The following is a 21,179-nucleotide window of genomic DNA, read 5'->3' on the forward strand; positions in this document are numbered from 1 at the left end:
TAAGTAATGGATTATTGTAAAACCATTAATTTAGGAGGGCTTATTCGTGAAAGGAAAAATCGTATTTCAAAGGATTCGTGAAAGGCGTATAGAAGTAGATTTTACACAACAATATTTATCTGAATTAAGTGGCATCACCTTAAGTTTAATAAAAGCTGTTGAAACTGGAAGAAGTGAGACAAGCTATAAAAACGTAGTGAAAATTGCTAATGCCCTCAAAATAGATATAGATGAAATTTTTATAGAAGGCTTTAGAAATACAAAAGTCATAGCAGTTGCAAACAACAAAGGGGGCTGCGGGAAAACTTCTGTTGTTTCAAGTTTGAGTTATGCCATAGCCGAGATGGATAAAGACACTAAGGTTTTAGTCATAGATAGTGATATGCAAATGAACCTTACACGCTCTTATGGACTTGATCGTGATTTAGAAAAAAACTTAAATACAGCTTTAGTCAATGAACAGAATTTAATAGACTTTATAATCCCTACAGAATATGAAAATATAGATATTATTGTTTCAGATCTTGGACTATCTACTATAGATATGTTGTTGTTTACAAAAAAATTAAGAGAATCTGTATTTAAAAGAATCCTTCAGCCAATAATCAATAAAGGGTTGTATGATTATATCATCATTGATACAAATCCAACATTAGGATTACTTAACTTTAATATATTAAATGCATGTGATTATGTTTTAATTCCAGTGGAACTTACTTCTTTTGGAATACAAGGGCTTGAAATTCTAACAGAATATTTTGATGAAGTAAGAACGATTAATGATAAGCTACAAATTCTTGGTGTCCTAAGAACAAAGGTGGATAAACGTGAAAACATCACAAAAGAAGCAGAAGAAATTTTAGTAGACGTATTTGGAGATATTGTGTTTGAAAGCTACATATCCGTAGATACAAATGTAAAAAAAGCGCAATGGGATAGTCTGCCTTTAAGTATCTACAGTAAAAATAGTAGAGCGGCGAAACAATATAAAAGTTTGGCAAAGGAAGTGGTAAAACTTGCAAAATAATATGAAAGAAAGATTAAAAAAAGCGAAAAATAGAATAGATTCTAAACCAAGTCATTCTACAAGTTTTAATTTTGATGTAATAAAAGGAGATACAGGGGTACGTGAAGTTGAAATCGAAAAGTTGATTTCTGCACCCGCGCAGTGGAACTTCTATAAACCCCTTCCTGATAACAAGATGACAGAACTTATCGATAGTATTCTTTCTAAAGGACTATTGACCCCGATCGTCGTATGGGAAAAAGAAAATGATCAATACATGATTTTAGCAGGTCACAATAGGGTACAAGCCTATGAAATGCTTTATTTATCTACAAAAGATAATCAATTTTTAAAAATTAATGCAGTGATAAAGAAGCTAGATGAAATAGATGAAATTGAAGCAAGAGAAATCATCATAGATACCAATTGGGTACAACGTCAATTATCAGATATAGAGAAAAGTATGTCTATTAATTTGAAATACGGCATTTTAATGAATAGCAAAAAAGGCTATGACGGGAGTGGTCGTGTTAGAGACATTATTTCAAAAGAATATAATATATCTGGTAGACAAGTTGATAATTATAGAAGATTAAACAACTTAATTAAAACACTAAAAGATATGATCAATAACAATACATTAAAAGCAACCTATGCTTTAAAACTAGTCTCTTATGATGAAGATATGCAACATTATATATACCATAACTTTAAAGATAAATTTATTAGAAAATACATGAAGAACTTAAAACCAAGCATGACAAAAGATGAAATCACTGAGGTTTTTAAAGATGATGAAGATCCTCTTATAGAGTTAAAGTTTAAAGTACCTACCCATTTAAAGGATTTAATCAATCAAAAAGTTAAAGAAATACTTGAAAATAACAAATAAAAATTTGAGGGAAATTAATTTCCCTCAAATTTTTATTTGTTACAGATGGATATGTATCCATGCGGATCAGCCCTAAAAAAATCAAATATCAAATAATTCATTGACTATATCCGTTTCTTCAAAGCCTATTTTATAATAACGTCCAAGTTTTTTAATAAAATAGCTAGTTCAGAAAAATTCATCTTAATATCTTCACTTTAATTAATCTTATAATTTCTTTTTCAATATCATTCATCTTCATAGTTATACGCTTCCTTATTATTGAAGTTATATAGGATTATTCGGCGTATTTCATATAATACATTAAAACCTTACAAACGGTTGTATTGATAATTCATCGTAGCACAAAAAGATTAAAAACAACGTAGGAATTTGCAGAATAAGAAAGATTGTTATATTTAAAATATCCAGGGTCTTTTACCTACCGATCTGCTGATGCAACATAATAGCAGTTTTTTTACGCTTACATCTAAACGAGTTTACTGATATGATCAAATAGCTTAACTTATTGCTAATAATATCATCATGCTAAAGTTTTGCTAATTAGAAGGAAAAAGAAGAAAAATATCGAAAATAGTAAGCATGCGAAAGGAGGATTTATCTTAAAAATTTAAATCTTGTGTCTTAACAAGCGTGTACATTATAGTTTACGAATATACCTATAGAATAATCAGAAAAATATTCTGATTATTTTTTATTACCACAAATTGTAATATAGACTACAGAAAAAACTTTTTTTTCATATAAAATTCAAATACCGACAAAAAATAAATTATATAGTCTCGGAATAAAAACTAAGTTTTCAAAGAAATCGGAATAAATTAACTGGTAATTGTATGAGATGTTTATTTATAAAGCTGTAAAACATATTTTTAGTAAAAATGGGCACAACAAAAAGACCCTTGCTATTTTGAAAAAAATTTTAGCCAAAGATGATTTCTTTAAGATTAAAGTTACCTTTTAAGTGTGAATACCAAGCATCGATGTGTTGACACATCATAATGCAATAAAGACGAATAGAATGCATTTTAGTAGATCTATGTCTACCGGCCTCTAAGTGGTAATCAACTTTTTCACGCTTATTTGACCTTTCAACAGAAGTCCGTCTTTTGTAAATATGATTCCATTGATCTGATGATCGAGGTGTTTTAGTAAATATACGTAGATCATTTTTAGGTAAAGTATGAAAAGTACGCCCGTAAGCAGCTATAGAACAGGGGTTTTCACAAGAATTTCTTTTGCCTTTTACAAGAGGACAACGCCATTTTCTTCTGTTTTTAGCTTCTTCAAAGCCATTCTTTTTCATTGGCAGCCCTTTAGAACATATGGGAATGTCTTCATTTGAAATAGAAATATCACAATCCGTACTAAAGTTATGTTTGGTTCTAGGATTAAGATCGATAAAGGCTTCTATATCGTTCGCATCTAGAATTTCATAAATAGCTTTCGCATCATGAGCAGCATCAAGAAGAATTCTCTCAACAGGACTCAGGTTATATCTTTGAGAGAAATCCCTTAATGTAATAAGCAAGCTAATAGAATCGTGTCTAGAAGCTGGATTCAAGCTTGGATATAACGGTAAGTCATAGTAGCTATCACAGGCAGATAACATATACAAATGATAGCCGTTATAGTATTTTTCCCTAGAACTGTCCCAACCGGAGTTGCAGTCTGGTTGGGAATAGATTCTAGGATGGTTACATTTAGTAATGCCTTTTGAAAAGCAATCACAAGTGCTTTTGCTTCTAGGAAAACGCTGGGTCTCAAAAGGTGTGCCATCACCAGCAATGCTAAGGCTTTCAAGGTCACCAAGTAAGCCTAAATTGGCAGACACAGAAAGAAACTGAGATTGGAAAAGATCAAATAATAGATCCGTTGATAAATCTTTTTTATCAGAACCATATTTGAGAAACCTATCGACTAATCGCTTAACAACACCAGGTTTTTTAAGAGGTGCTTTTTCACCTTTTTTATACTTTTTCTTTTTCTTCTTTTTCCGTTTAATTTTCTGTTTGAGTTTTGATTTTTTGTTAGATTGATCGCTATTCCATAGACGTTCAAAGAAATCGTAAAAAGTACCAATCCCTGGCACGTCTCCAGGTTCAAAGCCACTGAGAATTGCATATAATGGCACCCGGTGTAGTTCATCTACCCATTCAGTGATACCAATGGCTGGACGCGTTAATAAGAAAATTAAGTAAGAACGCATCATAGAAGATGGATCTCTTGGTTTAGGCCTTTAATGGAATAAGAGCTATAAAGTGACGTTGAAACATAAGAAAGATCTGTGAGCCATAATTTTTGAATTAGAGCCCAATCTTTGTTAACGAGGACTAAAATACCATCGGTGTAATGTTCTTTTAGTTGTTTCAAAAGAAAATTTTGGTAAGATTCATGAGGAACAAATCTTGGTTTCACAAACTGCCTCCTAGTCATAAAATTCAAGGTAAAAACCCTTTCAAATTCATTGTTAGGAGCCGTTTCAGATGTCAAGTGTTTTGAGAAAAAAAGTTTTAAAATATGAAATTATTTCATTATTTCATTGAATAATTACCAATTTTTAAAACAAAAAAAGAAAAAACCTCCTACTAAAAAGTGGAGGGTGAAAATAAACGTGTTTATGTAAAGCCTTGAAAAAACACGCTTGGTTTATTCCGAGAGGCTATTATAAATAAGGGAGGAACATATTTTATGAGACATTCTATAAAAGCTAAATTAATTCTTTCAATCGTTATACCGGTCATATTAGTTGGTATTATAAATGCTATTTTTACATTAAACTCAATTTCAAACTTAAATGAGGCTCTATTGGATTTAGATGGGCTTGGTGTAGAAGGAACATCTCTAATTTTAAATGGTGATAGGGACTATTACCAAGCTCTTACAGCTGTACAAAGGATGATACAGTTAGAACCTGGCAGTGAAAAATATAATGAAGAAAAAGAAAGTTATGTTGAAAATGCTGGGCAAGCTTATGATAGATCTACTAATGCAGCAAATACTGCTTTGAATTTTCTTAAAACACATAATAGAATGGATTCTGAAACTTCAAAAACTATAAGTGAGCAGTTGGAGAAATTCCAAAAAAATTTTGATTTGTGGAAAAGCTCAATTGATTTACAGCTTTCAAATCATAAAGGAGATATAACTGTAAAAGAAGTTGCTGGTTTAGAATATTTTAATGCTGCAAGAAATTCACTTGATGTAATTGGAGAAAAAATGAAAGCATTGGCACATGAAAGTATTATTGAAAAACAAAATGCCGTACAGTTTACTAATATACTTCAAATTGCTATTTTATTTATTACTGTTTTAGTATTTGGAATATATGCTTTTATTTTCAGTAAAATAATTGTTAATACGATTAAAAACCTAATGGAATTAATGTCAAAGGTTGAAAAAGGAGATTTAACTGTACAAGCAAATATAACTAGCAAAGATGAACTTGGTAGCTTATCAAAGAGTTTTAATATAATGGTTGAAAGTGTAAGAAATCTAATTGTACAAGTATTAAATAACACTGGAGAAGTAAGTGCATCAAGTCAACATCTTAGTATTACTATGGAACAAATTAGTTCTCAAACGAATACAGTGAATACGAATATAATTGAGATAGCAGCTGGGATGGAAGAAACAGCTGCTGCTACTGAAGAGGTGTATGCATCTAGTAATGAAATAATGACCTCTCTAACATCACTTCTTGATAAAGCTAATAATGGTAATGAAGCAGTTAAACAGATAGAACAAAGGGCAAATAAAATGAAAGAAAATGCAGAAAAATCAAATGATGAAACACAACAAATGTGCAAAGAAAAGCAAAACGAAATTATTAAGGCTATTGCTGAGAGCAAAGTTGTGTCTGAAATTGATGTCATGGCTAATGCGATATTTGCAATATCAGAACAAACAAATTTATTAGCATTAAATGCTGCTATAGAAGCGGCTCGTGCAGGTGAGTATGGAAAAGGATTTGCAGTAGTAGCAGAAGAAGTAAGGAAACTAGCTGAACAATCATCACAAACTGTAGAAAATATTCGAAGCCTTGTGAAACAAGTTCAAAAAGCGTTTGATAATTTATCACAAACATCAAATGGCGTATTAGAGTTTATTGATAGCAAAGTAGTAAAGGATTATCAAATACTAGTTGATACAGGCGTACAATACCTAAATGATGCCGAATTTGTAGGAAATTTGATAGGAGATTTTACAAATAGTTCTGAAGAGATATCAAATATAGTTAATCAGGTAAATGCGACGATAGAGAATGTATCCGCTTCTGTAGAAGAAGTAACGGCAAGTTCACAAGAAATTGCAGATAGTACAAACGATACTTCAAAAGCAGTAGAAGAGGTAGCAAAAGTTGCAAAAACTCAAGTGGATTTAAGTGAAGAATTAAATAATCAGGTTAAGAAATTCAAAATATAAGTAAGCGTAAAATCTAGCACACATACAAAACTAAGATGTTTAACACTAAAGGGACTAAATTACATTGAATGTTGTAATTTAGTCCCTTTAGTTTAGCGTTTTTCACCAGGCCCTACTATTGTGTTGCATTGAGATTTTATGTATTGATCCTTACTATTAAGTGTCTCGCCAACATTTCCGACAAATCCCACACTAAACAATTATATAGCAAACAAAATCAACAATATGCTATGAAAGTTTACGGTAAGGTAACAGTTTATCTAAAAATAATCTTAACAAGGTAGTAATCTTTTATATTTAAGAATATGTATATTTAATTTAAATGACAAACCCGCCATTTGGACTTATAATTTGACCGGTTATGAAATCTGCATGATGGGATGCCAAGAAAAAAGCACACCTGGCGATATCATCAGGACTTCCTAATTTCATTAATGGGGTATTTTCTCTAAGAATATTTAACTGTTCTTGATGATGTGAGGAAAGCATGTCTGTTTGAATAATACCAGGTGCAATACAATTCACTTGTATATTTGATGGTCCCAGTTCCTTTGCTAATGCCTTTGTAAGGCCTATTAAACCTGCTTTTGCAGCAGAATAATGGACTTCACAAGAACCTCCAACCATTCCCCATATGGAAGAAATATTAATGATTTTCCCCTTCTTTTGAGGAAGCATATATTTTAAAGCTGCTTGCGTACAGAAAAAAGCACTTTTTAAATTCGTATTTATCATTTGATCCCAGTCATCATCTGTTATATCCGTAAATAACTTTTCTTGGCATATCCCTGCATTATTGATAAGGATGTCTATGCTCCCGAATTGACTGATACAAAATGATATCATATTATCTACTTCTTTTCTTTTAGATACATCCGCTTTGAATCGTTGAACAGAGCATTTCTTTTCTTTTAGATTGTCATATAAAGCAACTGCGTCTTTTTCTGATTTATTAAAGTTGATCAGTACATGATAACCTTCTTGCGCAAATGCTATAGCGGTTGCTTTTCCAATTCCTTTGGATGCACCAGTAATTACAACGGTTTTTGTATAATCCATAATTCATAATCTCCTTTATTACAACAAAGTTTCATTAAATAGTCTTATACTCAGATCATTGGTTAGATATTCATTTGAAATATCATCAATGATTGGTTTTCAATTTTATTTTTATATGCACTTTACTCTTTTGGTTCCACTTTCTTACAGAAGAAAAAGTATAAACCCCAAGATCTAACCAAATGAAGATAAAAGCTACAAAACATCCGTCGAATTAAATCCATATTTTTCTTTCACAGCGTTAGGTGATGTTAAGCCTTATATTTTTTTCTTTTAATAAGCTATCCACTTTTTCTTTATCAATTTATTATTGGTAATATCAGCTAAGGTACTTTTTTCGCTAAGCACTTCAAGTACCCTCTTAGCTTTTTATTTATCTGCATAGCACACAAAGAGAGTGCGTTTTTCCAAACCCACTCTTCTACTTAAAAACTTAAGGTTTATGCATTAAAAGTTAAATACTGTACTCCAGTTAAAATCCCCAGATTCCTCAACATTTTTAGGCCAATTGGAACACCATTCTGGAACCAATGGATTTTCTACTCTATCAAGACTAGGTGTGTATGGTTTAATATCCAAAATAGGCGTTCCATTATCAGCATCTATATAGGCTAAACCAATAATCCCGTTTTGATAATCAACATAGGTAACATAGCTACAAGTTAGTGCAATAGGGTTTGGTCGTTCTGGAGAGCGTGTTGCAAAAGTTCCTAATATCTCCGGGGCATTTTTGTAAGGACTTTTCTCAATGAGCTTTGTTCTGGATTCAGAATTATCGCATTTATCAAACCACCAGAAAACATTGATATAACCAGAATCCTGAAAATTTGTAAGGGCAGGAATATATTCCTTATCTAATACTAATCTCATCCCTTTGTCATCTACATGAATTTTACCAATTGATTTCAAATAAAATTGTTCCATAAATAAATCTCCTTTTTATTTTATTTTATTTACGGCGCTGTTACTATCAGTATACTGATATTATTGAACACTACAAGCCTTTTTTGAAAAATAATTTAAAGTAGAATTTATTATGTTTTAAACATAATGAAATGAAAAAAATGTAAAGTAAAATCCCCTTTAAGAACTAGCAGTAAACTAAGCAAACTGAAAACGCCTTACAGAAACTATGAAATTTGGAAAAATAGAGAAGGGTTTGTAGAATAAACATAGAAGTGTAAAAGTAGACAGAAACGATAGTGGTTCTATCAAAATATCAACAGATAGTAAAACTATTAAAAAATTATTGAGAGACAGAAGGGTGGTTATTTTCATGAAAGATAAACAATCAGATCAAGTTAAACGGTATCATAGCATTAAATTTAAATTGATCATTGCGATTGTGATAGTACAATTTCTTAGTTCTACAAGTAGGAAATATTATCAACTCCCTCATTCTACAATCAAAGGAAATATTAATTTGTGCTTTGTTCTTGCCCACAGTAAATAGCGTTGAGACTGTAAAATTCCTTCTTCCATTTATGTATTACAATATGGACATTTCATATTTAGATCCTCCTAAAATTCCGTTTGACTGAGTGCTATATACATTATCCTTGTTTCACATAATTTTACTATTGTGTAATATCTTTCCTATTTATTTTATTTTCTTTAATAGCATTTTGCTATTGCACATACCGTATTTGGACTTTCTGATGTCCTGCATGAATTGTGTAGGATATTAGAAAGCCCATGTTAGCCGAAGCTATTTTTCAATACTAATTTAAACTTTTTCTTATTTGTTCTATTTTTTCTTTTTCTAAACCTGTTGCATTAACTATAAAATCTATATCCATTTGCATAACTAATAGATTTTGTGCCGTTTTTTCTATTCCTTCTTCTCTAGCACTACTTATCATATTTGCTCTTTCATGTAATGCTTTTTCTCTAGCCTTATATATCTCTACAGTTTTTGGGTCACTACTTAAATATTCTAATCTTTCTTCAGCCCTTTTAATATCCTTATCCATATATCAGATATGTCATTCCTAAAATAAGACCAACAGACCTTCTTTTCCCTAACTCCAATACTGGCAAATTATTGACATCTCGTACAATTCAGCAAGTGTTTAGTGACAAACGTGATTAGTCCTATGTGAAATCTAATTCATCTATTTTTAAACCCTAAATAAAACAATTGGAAACCCAAAGGTGTTTCAGCAAACTCTTATGATAGTTAATTTCTATCATTATTTTTTTGGAGTTTCAGAAACACCGCTATATGTTATACGATGGATGGTGCGGAATTAACCACTATACTTAAAAATAACCAAAAATACTATTATTTCACTTTAATGTATCTATTAGTGCATGTAAAATAATACATGGTGTTAACGACTTTGTGGATAAATAGATTTTGCCAAATAAGTATCCTAAGAATACTTGAAAACTTATTACTAAAAAAGAAATTATAGAAATTTCTTTAAAGCCCAAAACATGAATCACCCCAAAAACAATTGCCTGAATTATGTTAGATTTATCTTCTCTTACACCAAAAGCTAACAACCCACTTAATAAATACCCTCTAAAAATCACTTCCTCTACTATACTGGGATAATATATCTGTTGTACAAAATTCTTTATAAAGTAAGTGGGTGTACTCTGCATTAAAGACTTCATATCATAGAATAGAAAATATGTTAAATATAAAATATAGACTAATACAACTACAAAAAGAGCTCTAAAAGTTATACTCCAATTAAAATCTTTTAATCTAACTCTTAGTAGATAACCTAAAAAAATAGTCATCGTTAATGGTAATTGAACTAATCTATATTGATTAATTGTATTTATTGTATCCAATAAATTTATGTAATTATAATATAGATTTATCCCCATATATACGAAAATAATAATAATGAACGCATACAAAAATTTTTTTTCATTTTTAATTTTAATTTTGTTGCTTGTCATTTGATACTTGAATATAATTAGCGCGTATAGCATAAGTATAAGTGGCAAAATTCTACTGAAATTATTAAAAAATAAAACTAAAAATAGACATATGGTAATAAAAAACAATTCCATTAATGAAATATCATATAATCCTATCCATTTTAAAAAACCAATCTTCTCTTTAGAAAATACCCTATATACTATTCCTGGTATTCCAATAATTGAAAAACAGATTAAAACTGTATATTGAATTATTGTTATTATTATTTGTTCCTGCATAACACATACTCCTTTAATATAAATTATTAATACTATTTCTATAGCATTCAAAACGTAGTACCATCTGTCTTATAATGGTTGATTCCCGATATTGAAAGTTCGTTTTTTATACCTTTTAGGGTAGTATTTGCGAAGCAAGGTTCGGTAATCTTTACTTATACAAGATGATTCTATCGTACAACAATATAAAAAATTTTACAATTTTATTCCAACTGATGCGCAACAACCCTTTTTGTTGTTGTTTTAAATATTTTATATATTGTTTTAAATATTTTAAATGTTTTCGGAGTACTGAACCTATTGCAATTACTTCGATAAAACAAACAAAAGCAACTTAAATATGGTTAAAAGCAACTTAAATATGGTTAAAGGTAACTTAAATATGGTCAAAGGGCAACTTAAATATGGTTAAAAGCAACTTAAATATGGTCAAAAGGCAACCTAAATGTGGTGAAAGGTAACTTAAATATGGTATAAGATAACTTGATAAAAAAAAAGTTGCTTTTATGGGTACTTCTTTGTATAATTTCAATGGAAGTACTTTTTACAGGGGGATAAAAATGGGAGAAGCCATAGTAAGAGAGAATTATCTAGTAAAAAAAGCGAATAGCTTAATTGAAGCATCATATAAATTAACGCTTAATGAGCAGAAATTGGTTTTAATATGTGCATCTTTAATAAAAAAGGAAGATGAGGACTTTAAAACATATCAATTAAGTGTAAAACACTTGGCAGATATGTTAAACATGGATTATAAAATTGCATATAGGGAACTTCAGAAACTCACAGCAAATTTGATGTCTAAAGTTTTAAAAATGTATATTCCAAATAGAAAAAAACCAGACAAACTAGATGTTTTACAAATTAGTTGGTTTTCAAGCGTAAGATATCTAACGGGGGAAGGAATTGTTGAAGCTCGTTTTGATCCTGGATTAAAGCCTTTTATGATTAATCTAAAGAAACATTTTACATCGTATCAATTAAAAAATATCGTTTCTCTCAGAAGTACTTATAGCATTCGAATATATGAAATATTAAAACAATATCAAACAATAGGAGAAAGAACAATAAAAATAGAGAAGCTAAGAGAAATATTAGGAATAGGAGATAAACAATATCCTAGATATTCGAATTTTAAACAGAAAGTTCTAAAAGTAGCCTATAAAGAAATCAGTGAAAATACAGATGTTTCCTTTGAATTTGAAGAAATAAAGCTAGGAAGAAAAATCGATAAAATCAAGTTTATAATAAAATCTAAAAAAATGGTTTCACCCAATACAAATAATTATTTAGAAGAAATTGCTGTAGACATGGAAGCGTATGAAGATGAAAAAGTGCTTTGTAGCAATCCTTACATAGAAGAACTAAAGAAAGTATTAAAAGAAAATCTAACCCAAGACGAACTAGAAGCCATATTAAATGTTGCTAATAATAATATAGAAAAAATAAAAGAAAAATATGAGATTGCAAAGGTATCAAAATATGAAAATCTAGTAGGTTTCCTTATCAGTGCAATTATAAAAGATTATAAAGTGCCCCTCAAAAACGAAAAACCTAAAAATGTAAATAAATTCAATAACTTTGAACAACGCTCTTCAAAATACAGCAAAGAAGAATTAGAAAAACTGTTTAGGAATAATAAATAATTTTACCCCTAGATCATACCCTAGGGGTTTTCTTATCCCCTAAACCCTAATTGATTTCATCACACAGCCTTATAAGATTCGTTTTAAGGCCTTTTTTTAACGCGACAATATATTTGTATAGTTTGCCGTATTTTCGATCGTTATAGGGGCGAAAAATAGGTTTTAAATTTTATATCGATATCGAATAATAGATACGCGTATTCAATTTTTGTGGAAACATAAAATCCAACTTGAAATATGTGTATTCATATCTTTTTTTGTCGTATGAAAAATAAAGGAAAATTTGGTTTTATGTTTTGGTTTGTTTTGAAAGGGTGTTCCTATAAATGAATCATGTGAATGTTAAAGTTGATGTTAAGGTAGAAGATGTTAAAGCATAAGATTTAAAGAGATTAGATACATTTAATCATTTGCAAATACTACATGAAAATTGGGATGGTTCGATTACGTTAGCCTTAAAAATAGATGACGAGCACACTTGCAGCTATCGTAGATGCTTAGATCATTAACAAAATTTCCGTTGCTCAAAAAGGCCCACTACAGGGTCTATTTTTGTTCCGAGTAGGCAAGAACTATTGCACTATATATTAAAAAACATTTTTGAAATATTTAAGCAGCCGAAAAATAAGGTTTCATCACTTGCATTGCGATATAATGAATACGTATAATAAGAGAAGACGAATAAAAGATAAATTCTTTAAACAAATAGAAGAAGCAAAAGAATTTATTAGACAGTAACAGACCACTTCTAGAGTATACAGTAAAGCGTATTCGTGAAAGTCTATTGACTGGAATGGACATATAATTCAAATGCGATAGAAGGAATTACAGTAGGCGCAAAAACTTTAAGAGAACATTTGTATGAAACAAATGTACAGAAACATAAATTAAAAGGAGGACGTTTGTTATGTTTAACCCGAATTTTTCAAATGCAGTAAAAGTAATAGATCAGTCAATCAGCAAAAATGGTACAGTTTTTGAAATAATAGAATACATAAAACCTAGAAAAGGACATACGCTTGAAGAGAAGTTTGGTAGTGAAAAGTTAAGACAAGTTAGAATTAAAATGAATGATAGTGGGGTGTTAGTACAACCCGGAGATCTACAGTGTATGAAAGGTCCAATCCGAATTGATGTTCAACAAAATGCGCCATCACCATCAAAAGGTTTTTTTAAGAATGTAGGAACAGGAGAAGCATCTTTTACATCAAGGTATTCAGGCAAACACGGCGAAATATATTTAGATCCTTCTTATAAATATTTTTATATGCTAGAATTATCGGATGAAACACTTATTTTAGGGGATGGAATGTTTTATTGTTGTGAAGACAGCATTGAAGTTTCTGTGCATGTGAATAAAGATGTTGCAGTAGGCGTACTAACAGCAGATGGCTTTAGGCAACCCAAATTAAGTGGAAGTGGCATTGCTATTTTAGAAAGTTATATTCCATTTGATGAGGTTTTAATCTACGAATTAAATAATGATACATTAAAAGTTGATGGGAATTTAGCAATGGTTATAAGAGGAGCTATAGAAGTAAAAATAGAAAAATCTAAGAAAGAAGGATATTTAAAGACATTTACTGGGAGTGGTGAGGTTTGGCTTGCGCTCACTAAAAAACATCCGCCTATAAATATTTAAAAACAGGAAATTAAAAACGAGTACTTTTTACACGTATCTTAGCGTGTAGCCATTTATGCGTCAATCATCTCAAATGAATCACTAAATATTTGTATCCGTCAAATTTAATTAATACCAATTCATGGTATAATTTACATAAGAGTGGGTTCACATTTGTAGGATTATGTGAAGATTACTTATATTTTGTAAAGAAAGGGACGTAAATAAAATGATCCAATCGGTTGTACACATTGCTTTAGTAGTCAAAGACTATGATGAAGCCATTGAATTTTATACAAATAAACTTCATTTTACATTAATAGAAGATACATACCAACCAGAACAAGATAAACGTTGGGTGGTAGTGTCTCCACCAGGTTCGTCAGGGACCACAATATTACTTGCAAGGGCTTCTAAACCTGAACAACTACCATTTATTGGTAATCAAGCAGGAGGACGTATTTTTCTATTTCTTGGAACCGATGATTTTTGGAGAGACTATAAAGAAATGATAGCAAAAGGCATAGAATTTGTTAGAGACCCTAAAGAGCAATCATATGGTATCGTTGCAGTATTCAAAGATTTATATGGAAACTTATGGGATTTGGTTCAATTTAAAGAAAATCATCCAATTGCTAAACGGGTAAAATAAGTATAATCTGCAATAAACTTATGACACAATTTTCTTATATTGTGCAACAACGCAATAGCATTCCATGAACGCAATACCATAAAAAGCTGTTGGATTACACAATTGTAAAAAAAAATAAGTGATAGAGGAGCATTTACAATGAAAAAACAAAAACTAAAAATAGAAAATATTCCTGCGATTTTGTGGGGTGACAAATCAGATAAGTTATTTGTAGTGGTGCATGGTAATATGTCAAATAAGGCAGACGATGCAATTGTTGTATTTGCACAAGAGGCAACAGCAATAGGTTATCAAGTGCTTAGTTTCGATTTGCCTGAACATGGTGACCGTAAGGATGAAAACTATGCTTGCAAAGTTCAAAACTGTGTTCAAGACCTTAATACCATTATGCATTATGCACAATCATTATCAAATAATATAAGTGTATTTGCTTGTAGTATGGGCGCATATTTTAGCCTACTAGCATATAGCCATGAGCCGTTGAAACAATGTTTGTTTCTCTCTCCTGTAGTAAATATGGAACGTATCATAAATAATATGATGATATGGTTTAATATAAGTGTGCATAGACTAAAAACAGAAAAAGAAATTTCGACACCTATTGGACAAACACTCTATTGGGATTATTACTGCTATGTGAAAGAACACCCTATTGTTGCTTGGAATAATCCAACTTCCATTCTCTACGGTTCAGAAGATAATTTATGTGAGTTTGATGTGGTATCTGGATTTACAAAACGCTTTAACTGTGATTTGAAAGTCATTGAGCATGGAGAACATTATTTCCACACCCAAGAACAACTGGAAATTTTCAGACAGTGGCTGAAAGAACATATCTACGTTAAATGATCATAAAGCATCGTAAATCTAATGAATACTATTCTAATATTGGACATTAACCCAAAAGGGCGCAAGGCCTTTTTTCTTTTTCTTAGATTGAGGATAAAGTCCTTTTCAATAAAAAATAAAACCCAAAGGTATAGTCCCCTTGAGTTATTAATCTAGTAGTTTAAATGCTTTTACCCTGATGAAAAGATTCAAGCGTATTTAAGCATATTTTTTATAAGCAATTATTTCTTTACGCTCTCTATTTTCGAGTTTTACAAGAATTTTCTTTATGATCTCAATCGTTTTTTTATCCATCTATAATACCCCCTTTACCTACTTGATTCGATAAAAAAAATGATATTCCTACTTAAATCGTTCGACATAAAAATACATAGCCTTCTTTGATATAGTAGAATAATTTTGGAAGATTTATTTATCATTTTGTAGAAAAACAATATTCTATATACTCCTTAAATTATCTATGGCAAAAGTCCATGGAACAGGCATGGATTGAAGAAATAAAATTATAAAAAGGGATAGTTTGATGGATTTATACAAAATTTTACATAAAATAAACAGTATTTATGGATGATCAATAAATACTGTTTATTTTATAGAATTTACATTTATGTACTCCTGCTATCGTTTTTTATACGAATCGTTTCTGTACCCCCAGCTCATATTTTGAAAGTTTTTTCGAATATATTAATTTTTCCATTAGTATTGCAACTATAAATCCGATTGTTTCAGATGTTAAAAATCCAAACCACAAGTATTCTAATCCAAAGAATCTCCCTAAAACATAGGATACGGGTATTAATACGATAAATTGCCTTATTATTGATAAAAACATACTATAGTGTGCCTTTTCCATACCTTGAAAAGCATTTGATAATACAATTGTAATTCCTGCCATCGGAAATGATAAACTGCTCACTCGAAATGCTCTAACTGCAATCGTCGTCAACTCACTCGAACTATTAAACATAGCCAGTAATTGATATGGAAAGATTTGAAATACAATGAATCCAAACGTCATAAAACTTATTGCCCATAAGCAACCCGTCTTTATTGTTTCACTTATTCTATCTTTGTTTTTCGCGCCATAGTTATAACCTATAATAGGTAAAATCCCTTGACCTAACCCAATGACTGGTAAAAATATTAATGATTGCAACTTATAATATATTCCAAGAGCCGTACTTGCTAAATCATTATATCCAGCTAAAATCCAATTCATTCCAAACAACATGACAGACATTACGCCTTGCATAATACATGCTGGAATACCAATCTTTAGTATTTGTTTAATAACAGAAAAACTAAAACTAAAATCTCTAAGATTTAGTTTAATATAATTTTCTTTTGTAAAAAGAATGATATAAATATAAACCATAGATAAAATCTGTCCTGTAACTGTTGCAATAGCAGCTCCTGCCACTCCCATAGCTGGTAATCCAAAATATCCAAATATTAAGATGGGGTCTAGTATAATATTGGATATAGCCCCTATTAACTGAGCTTTCATAGGATGTAGCATATCCCCTGTTCCTTGAAGGATACTCATACCTGCTTGCGCTAACATACATCCAAAGGAAAAATTCAAAATAATTCTTATATAAGTTATTCCGTAATCTACAACTATTTTGTTATTAGAAAAGTTATTAAACATTTTATGTGAAAATAAAAATGCAATCACTAAAACGGCTAAGTAGACTAAAGACATAATCAAAATACCATGTTCAGCAACATTATCTGCTTCTTTATTTTTACCTTCTCCTAATTTTCTAGAAATAACTGAATTAATTCCAACGCCTCCACCTACACATACTGCAATAATTATCATCTGTATAGGAAACGCCAAAGTAACTGCACTTAAAGCGGCTTCATTCACCCTTGCAATAAACAAACTATCCACAATATTATAACAAGCTTGTACTAGCATTGCTAATATTGCTGGCATAGACATCGTAAATAATAATTTTTTTATAGGGAGTTTACCCATTTTATTTTCTTTATTTAAATCACTCATTTTTTTGCTCCTTTTTCATCTTTTATATTCGCTATTGTCGTTTTATTTTTTTCAACCATTGTACTTAATTGCTGAAATAATATAGCTTTCTCATGATCATCTAATGCGGTTATCCATGATTGTTCCCATTTATTTATGTTTTCAATTAATTGATCCTGAATACCCAGCGCTTTATCTGTTAAATATAATTTTTTTGCACGTTTATCATTTTTACACGGTTTTCTAATAATATATCCTTTAACCTCTAAGTCTGTTACAGCTCTGGTAACTGCCGCTTTATCAATAAAATTTTTTTCCCCTATGGCCTCTTGCGTCAAACCTTCCGTTTTATAAATGTTCATTAAAAAAATAAACTGGGTATAATTTATTTCATATTTTTTTAATCTTCTATTCATATACATCGAAGATTGCCGACTTGCAATAGATATTAATCTACCAATGCTACTTGGCTCAACCACTAAAAAATCACCTCCTAAAAAATTTATACTGCGCAATATAATACACTTTAGTTGACGTGTCAACAAAATGTATTATATTACATTTTAGTTGATGTGTCAACTAAAGTGCAAGTAATTAAAATCTCTACCCCCTTTGGGTTGAAGAAATATAATTTTCACCTTAGAATAACATGGGTTGAGCTAACGTTTTATTTTATGAACTGCCTTTAAGGTTTGGGGTTGTGAGATCGAATGATACACTTGCACATTACACGCATTTTACTGAGCACTATTATTTTCCATATAGTGCCCATGAGCAATTCGCCAAGTATTTTAAAAAGTCAGCACAGTTGTATGCATGACATAAGACCTGTTCACAATAGATTAACATCCATAAAATTTTAGATATTTTTCAATATTTGATTGTATATATGCAACACTGTGATTACCAGGGAATATATGATTTTGAGAATCTACGCCTTTTTCTTTCAATATTTCATGTAAAATTGAACAGCCTTCATAAAATCTACCTTCATCCTTATCTCCAGCATCAAGATAGACATCAATATCAGAAGAAATATTTTTGTTGCTTGCAATATATATTGGATCATATTTTTCCCACACACCCATGTCTTTATAATATGGCTTGTCTTCATCTTCAAGTTCCAGTTCTAAAGCAGGCATATGCCCTCCTACTTTTGAAAACATATGCTGATGTCGAAATGTATTGTGAAGAGCTACATAGCCCCCAGCAGATACACCTCCTATATATCTTCCTTCTCTATCTTTTATCGTATTAAAAGTTTTATCTGTTAAAGGTATGATCTCTTTCATAAAGTAATCTTCGTACATTCCTAAGTTTATGATTCCATTATTATCTCCATGATCAGGTACCTCTTTACAGATTAAGGATGAATTCAATCCCCGACTGTTTTCAATTCTCGGACACGCAATGATCATAGGCTTAATTTCCCCATCTTTTATCATTCGGTCAGCTTTCGTGTTTATATCCATTTCAAAGACTACATTTTCACTCCCACTTCTTCCATGTAGAAAATATAATACAGGCAGAGGCGTTAAACTATTATAGCATTCAGGTAAATATACCAACATGGACATTTCTTTACCAAGTACATCACTATAAAAATTTATTTTTTCTACTTTTGATTTATTCATTTTTGTACCCCCTCATTTTAAATTTTGAACGTAAATTGCTCTATTGATAATATCATAATTAACTATATTTGTAATAAATTATCAACCCCTTAATTTATTGTTGCTGTTCTCTAATTAAATCCTATAATTTTTTTAGATCTTTTTTTGTTTTTTCTATTTGTTGCATATCTTCAGCTGATATCACTGCATTTACGAATATATAAATGCTTCTATCCATACTCGTTTCACACTATTGTACAACTACGTATTACTTATCTTACCATGATTGATTTTTCGTTCATCTACTGGAAAACATGCTATAGATCCAGTAGAAACGTGCAAAAAACACATAGGTTGATTTAAATAGCGTCTTATGGTAAAATTATCTTATAAATATTGAAAATTAAAAAGTTTAACATGGTTTTCTAGGGTTCCACAGTTTATAACTGGATAGGTCCAAGAGAAAACGCACAGTTTACTGTGTACACGGAAGGATAAAAGCCTGGGAGATATTAAAACAATATTTCTATAGGCTTTTTTATTTTAATTTATTTTTAAAATTATACCAATACGGATGAAAGAAAGGATGGAAAGAAAAGATGTCAAAAAAAATATTAACCATGAAATTATTAAAAGAGAAATATGGCGTTTGTAGGTTGGACAAATTTGATTCAATTCCTCCCTGGGCAAAAGATAGTGATTTTTTTTCTATAACAAAAACGTCAGATGAATTATCCATCGTATGTGCGCAACCCGATATTCCTGATGATATAAAGTGTGAAAAAGATTGGAGAATTTTAAAAATTCAAGGGCCATTGGATTTTTCTCTAATTGGCATTCTTGCTTCAATTAGTACAATATTAGCACAAAAGGGAATAAGTATATTTGCTGTTTCCACCTATGATACAGATTACATTCTTATTAAAGATAGGGATATCTATAATGCTATAGAAGCATTCGTTGATGAAAAATATGAAGTTATAAATTAACTTGTTAAGACGCTTGGTCGTCCAAAGGTAGCAACTATATCGTCTGATGTAATTCCTACCCTTTTCCATGAAAAGATGTATTGCGCATAACTTCTTCAAATGACCACCAAGTGGTTTTAGGTATTCCTTGTAAACTTAATGTACACAGAACGCCTATCCTAAATTATATTTTAACGATAATGTATCTTATTTTTTAATCTTAAATTTTTCTGGTTTTTCTACTCTCATAGAGAGAATATGACCACACGCTGTACAAATATCTGCTATGATTGGAGACCTTTTAAAGATACTCCCAACGGGGATCATAGAAGCATGACCTGATTGCTCACCTTGCTCAATCTCTTTACATCCACACATTGGACACTCTTGAATATTTTTCATAAAACCCCTCCGATATCTAGTTTATATTATAGTTCTTTATAACACCAAATTAACAATTCGTATTGTTTCTTATTATCCTTCATTGCACTGTACCAATTAAACACATTGAGAATCTAACCGCTATAAGATATTATTGGATGACATAATTTATATTTTTCAATTATATCCATATTATATCATTAATGTAATTATATTTATATTAATTTCAATCTTCATAATTCAATGTACATTTCCTAGCTAAAATTTTAAGAAAGGGTTTTACCAGAAAAGATGTCATGAAGGGCAAAGTAGATTACAAATAATGTAAAATAAATTCACTCAGATGTATCACAATCATGCTTGAGTTACTTTGATTTTAATTGAATGATTTTTCATCGGATCTTGTCTTTTCAACGTGTTCATTTTATTTATATGTATACAACGTGATCTATGTTTTTATGTTGTACTAAGATGTAAAAATCAATAGAATTTTTTTCCTGTTGTAGGGTATACGAGTTGGTAAAATATTACCAAAATATGATATAATATGAAAAGAATGTTTAATCTACCTAGATTTTTGTGAACCCGATTCGCAAACTGCCATAGTTATCTGCAATATCAAAGCACCATAAAGAAGATGAAATGGCTATTAGTTAACTAACGTAATATTGTATTTGTTAGAAATAATAAATAATATTTGGAGGAGTGATAATTATGTCAGAAAACAAAGATAAACTCGTTGTACTTTGGACAAGTGGAGATCGAGAGGTTGCATTTAAAATGGTGTTTATGTACACATTAAATGCTAAATTGAAAGGCTGGTGGAAGGATGTTACCTTAATTGTATGGGGACCATCCTCAAAGCTATTAAGTGAAGACGCTGAAGTACAGGTTTATTTT

General features: G+C 30.5%; 19 protein-coding genes and 1 riboswitch. Of the genes, 9 read left to right on the top strand and 10 right to left on the bottom strand.

Going from position 1 to position 21,179, the window contains the following annotated elements; genetic code table 11:
* Positions 1-46 precede the first annotated feature (46 nt).
* Positions 47-1,027 (top strand): AAA family ATPase, encoded by a 981-nt coding sequence (locus EV214_RS14465; RefSeq protein ID WP_132247009.1) that lies wholly within the window; start codon positions 47-49, stop codon positions 1,025-1,027.
* Positions 1,017-1,898 (top strand): ParB/RepB/Spo0J family partition protein, encoded by an 882-nt coding sequence (locus EV214_RS14470; protein ID WP_165916389.1) that lies wholly within the window; start codon positions 1,017-1,019, stop codon positions 1,896-1,898. Before EV214_RS14465 ends, EV214_RS14470 begins: the two co-directional genes overlap by 11 nt.
* A 922-nt stretch (positions 1,899-2,820) precedes the next feature.
* Here the strand turns inward: EV214_RS14470 and EV214_RS14475 are convergent.
* Positions 2,821-4,110: a transposase gene (locus EV214_RS14475; RefSeq protein WP_207669700.1), complete on the bottom strand. Its 1,290-nt coding sequence runs from the start codon at positions 4,108-4,110 to the stop codon at positions 2,821-2,823.
* A complete protein-coding gene (locus tag EV214_RS18980; RefSeq protein WP_207669701.1) occupies positions 4,107-4,316 on the bottom strand; it encodes a hypothetical protein in 210 nt (69 codons plus the stop codon). Before EV214_RS18980 ends, EV214_RS14475 begins: the two co-directional genes overlap by 4 nt.
* A gap of 273 nt (positions 4,317-4,589) precedes the next feature.
* Between EV214_RS18980 and EV214_RS14480 the strand changes: the two genes are divergently transcribed.
* Entirely contained in the window at positions 4,590-6,323 is a 1,734-nt protein-coding gene (locus EV214_RS14480; protein WP_132247013.1) for a methyl-accepting chemotaxis protein, read from the top strand.
* Between the two features lie 318 nt (positions 6,324-6,641).
* On the opposite strand, the gene ymfI is transcribed toward EV214_RS14480, so the two are convergent.
* The 4 genes from ymfI to EV214_RS14500 form a co-directional block, all read right to left on the bottom strand.
* Positions 6,642-7,382, bottom strand: a complete 741-nt coding sequence (gene ymfI / locus EV214_RS14485; RefSeq protein WP_132247015.1) for an elongation factor P 5-aminopentanone reductase — start codon at positions 7,380-7,382, stop codon at positions 6,642-6,644.
* 447 nt (positions 7,383-7,829) lie between these two features.
* Positions 7,830-8,306 (bottom strand): TrmO family methyltransferase domain-containing protein, encoded by a 477-nt coding sequence (locus tag EV214_RS14490; RefSeq protein ID WP_132247016.1) that lies wholly within the window; start codon positions 8,304-8,306, stop codon positions 7,830-7,832.
* Positions 8,307-9,103: 797 nt separating this feature from the next.
* Positions 9,104-9,355, bottom strand: a complete 252-nt coding sequence (locus EV214_RS14495) for a hypothetical protein (protein WP_132247017.1) — start codon at positions 9,353-9,355, stop codon at positions 9,104-9,106.
* A 316-nt stretch (positions 9,356-9,671) separates the two neighbouring features.
* Positions 9,672-10,610 (bottom strand): CPBP family intramembrane glutamic endopeptidase, encoded by a 939-nt coding sequence (locus EV214_RS14500; RefSeq protein WP_132247018.1) that lies wholly within the window; start codon positions 10,608-10,610, stop codon positions 9,672-9,674.
* Between the two features lie 509 nt (positions 10,611-11,119).
* Here EV214_RS14500 and EV214_RS14505 point away from each other — a divergent pair.
* From EV214_RS14505 to EV214_RS14525, 4 genes are all read left to right on the top strand, one after another.
* Complete coding sequence (locus EV214_RS14505) at positions 11,120-12,205, top strand: replication initiation protein (protein ID WP_165916390.1); 1,086 nt, start codon at positions 11,120-11,122, stop codon at positions 12,203-12,205.
* A 907-nt stretch (positions 12,206-13,112) separates the two neighbouring features.
* The gene (locus EV214_RS14515) at positions 13,113-13,847 is read left to right on the top strand and encodes an AIM24 family protein (protein ID WP_132247020.1); all 735 of its coding nucleotides are present in this window, start codon (positions 13,113-13,115) and stop codon (positions 13,845-13,847) included.
* 208 nt (positions 13,848-14,055) lie between these two features.
* Positions 14,056-14,478, top strand: a complete 423-nt coding sequence (locus EV214_RS14520; RefSeq protein WP_132247022.1) for a VOC family protein — start codon at positions 14,056-14,058, stop codon at positions 14,476-14,478.
* Between the two features lie 138 nt (positions 14,479-14,616).
* On the top strand, positions 14,617-15,327 hold the full coding sequence (locus EV214_RS14525) for an alpha/beta hydrolase (RefSeq protein WP_132247024.1): 711 nt from the start codon (positions 14,617-14,619) through the stop codon (positions 15,325-15,327).
* 628 nt (positions 15,328-15,955) lie between these two features.
* Here EV214_RS14525 and EV214_RS14530 read toward each other — a convergent pair.
* From EV214_RS14530 to EV214_RS14540, 3 genes are all read right to left on the bottom strand, one after another.
* Entirely contained in the window at positions 15,956-17,338 is a 1,383-nt protein-coding gene (locus tag EV214_RS14530; protein ID WP_132247026.1) for an MATE family efflux transporter, read from the bottom strand.
* The gene (locus tag EV214_RS14535; RefSeq protein WP_132247027.1) at positions 17,335-17,796 is read right to left on the bottom strand and encodes a MarR family winged helix-turn-helix transcriptional regulator; all 462 of its coding nucleotides are present in this window, start codon (positions 17,794-17,796) and stop codon (positions 17,335-17,337) included. The genes EV214_RS14530 and EV214_RS14535 overlap by 4 nt, the downstream gene beginning before the upstream one ends.
* A 363-nt stretch (positions 17,797-18,159) precedes the next feature.
* Positions 18,160-18,951 carry an alpha/beta hydrolase gene (locus tag EV214_RS14540; protein ID WP_132247029.1) on the bottom strand — a complete coding sequence of 264 codons (792 nt, stop codon included), beginning with the start codon at positions 18,949-18,951 and terminating at the stop codon, positions 18,160-18,162.
* A 393-nt stretch (positions 18,952-19,344) separates the two neighbouring features.
* Positions 19,345-19,441: riboswitch (guanidine-I (ykkC/yxkD leader) on the top strand.
* Positions 19,442-19,529: 88 nt separating this feature from the next.
* Between EV214_RS14540 and EV214_RS14545 the strand changes: the two genes are divergently transcribed.
* Positions 19,530-19,919, top strand: a complete 390-nt coding sequence (locus EV214_RS14545) for an ACT domain-containing protein (RefSeq protein WP_132247031.1) — start codon at positions 19,530-19,532, stop codon at positions 19,917-19,919.
* Between the two features lie 186 nt (positions 19,920-20,105).
* On the opposite strand, the gene EV214_RS14550 is transcribed toward EV214_RS14545, so the two are convergent.
* Positions 20,106-20,300, bottom strand: a complete 195-nt coding sequence (locus tag EV214_RS14550; protein WP_132247033.1) for a transcription initiation factor TFIIIB — start codon at positions 20,298-20,300, stop codon at positions 20,106-20,108.
* Positions 20,301-20,993: 693 nt separating this feature from the next.
* Between EV214_RS14550 and EV214_RS14555 the strand changes: the two genes are divergently transcribed.
* Positions 20,994-21,179: hypothetical protein (locus EV214_RS14555; protein WP_330571318.1), on the top strand; the 186-nt coding region annotated here is incomplete at its 3' end.

The organism is Marinisporobacter balticus (genome assembly GCF_004345705.1).
In the GTDB taxonomy this organism is placed as follows: domain Bacteria; phylum Bacillota; class Clostridia; order Peptostreptococcales; family Thermotaleaceae; genus Marinisporobacter; species Marinisporobacter balticus.

What these genes read in the sequence shown, in the direction of transcription:
- EV214_RS14550 (WP_132247033.1), bottom strand. Translation starts at nt 20,300, where the DNA reads ATGAAAAATATTCAAGAGTGTCCAATGTGTGGATGTAAAGAGATTGAG.
- EV214_RS14480 (WP_132247013.1), top strand. Translation starts at nt 4,590, where the DNA reads ATGAGACATTCTATAAAAGCTAAATTAATTCTTTCAATCGTTATACCG.
- EV214_RS14530 (WP_132247026.1), bottom strand. Translation starts at nt 17,338, where the DNA reads ATGAGTGATTTAAATAAAGAAAATAAAATGGGTAAACTCCCTATAAAA.
- EV214_RS14475 (WP_207669700.1), bottom strand. Translation starts at nt 4,110, where the DNA reads ATGATGCGTTCTTACTTAATTTTCTTATTAACGCGTCCAGCCATTGGT.
- EV214_RS14540 (WP_132247029.1), bottom strand. Translation starts at nt 18,951, where the DNA reads ATGAATAAATCAAAAGTAGAAAAAATAAATTTTTATAGTGATGTACTT.
- EV214_RS14525 (WP_132247024.1), top strand. Translation starts at nt 14,617, where the DNA reads ATGAAAAAACAAAAACTAAAAATAGAAAATATTCCTGCGATTTTGTGG.
- EV214_RS14495 (WP_132247017.1), bottom strand. Translation starts at nt 9,355, where the DNA reads ATGGATAAGGATATTAAAAGGGCTGAAGAAAGATTAGAATATTTAAGT.
- EV214_RS14515 (WP_132247020.1), top strand. Translation starts at nt 13,113, where the DNA reads ATGTTTAACCCGAATTTTTCAAATGCAGTAAAAGTAATAGATCAGTCA.
- EV214_RS14520 (WP_132247022.1), top strand. Translation starts at nt 14,056, where the DNA reads ATGATCCAATCGGTTGTACACATTGCTTTAGTAGTCAAAGACTATGAT.
- EV214_RS14545 (WP_132247031.1), top strand. Translation starts at nt 19,530, where the DNA reads ATGTCAAAAAAAATATTAACCATGAAATTATTAAAAGAGAAATATGGC.
- EV214_RS14505 (WP_165916390.1), top strand. Translation starts at nt 11,120, where the DNA reads ATGGGAGAAGCCATAGTAAGAGAGAATTATCTAGTAAAAAAAGCGAAT.
- EV214_RS14490 (WP_132247016.1), bottom strand. Translation starts at nt 8,306, where the DNA reads ATGGAACAATTTTATTTGAAATCAATTGGTAAAATTCATGTAGATGAC.
- ymfI (WP_132247015.1), bottom strand. Translation starts at nt 7,382, where the DNA reads ATGGATTATACAAAAACCGTTGTAATTACTGGTGCATCCAAAGGAATT.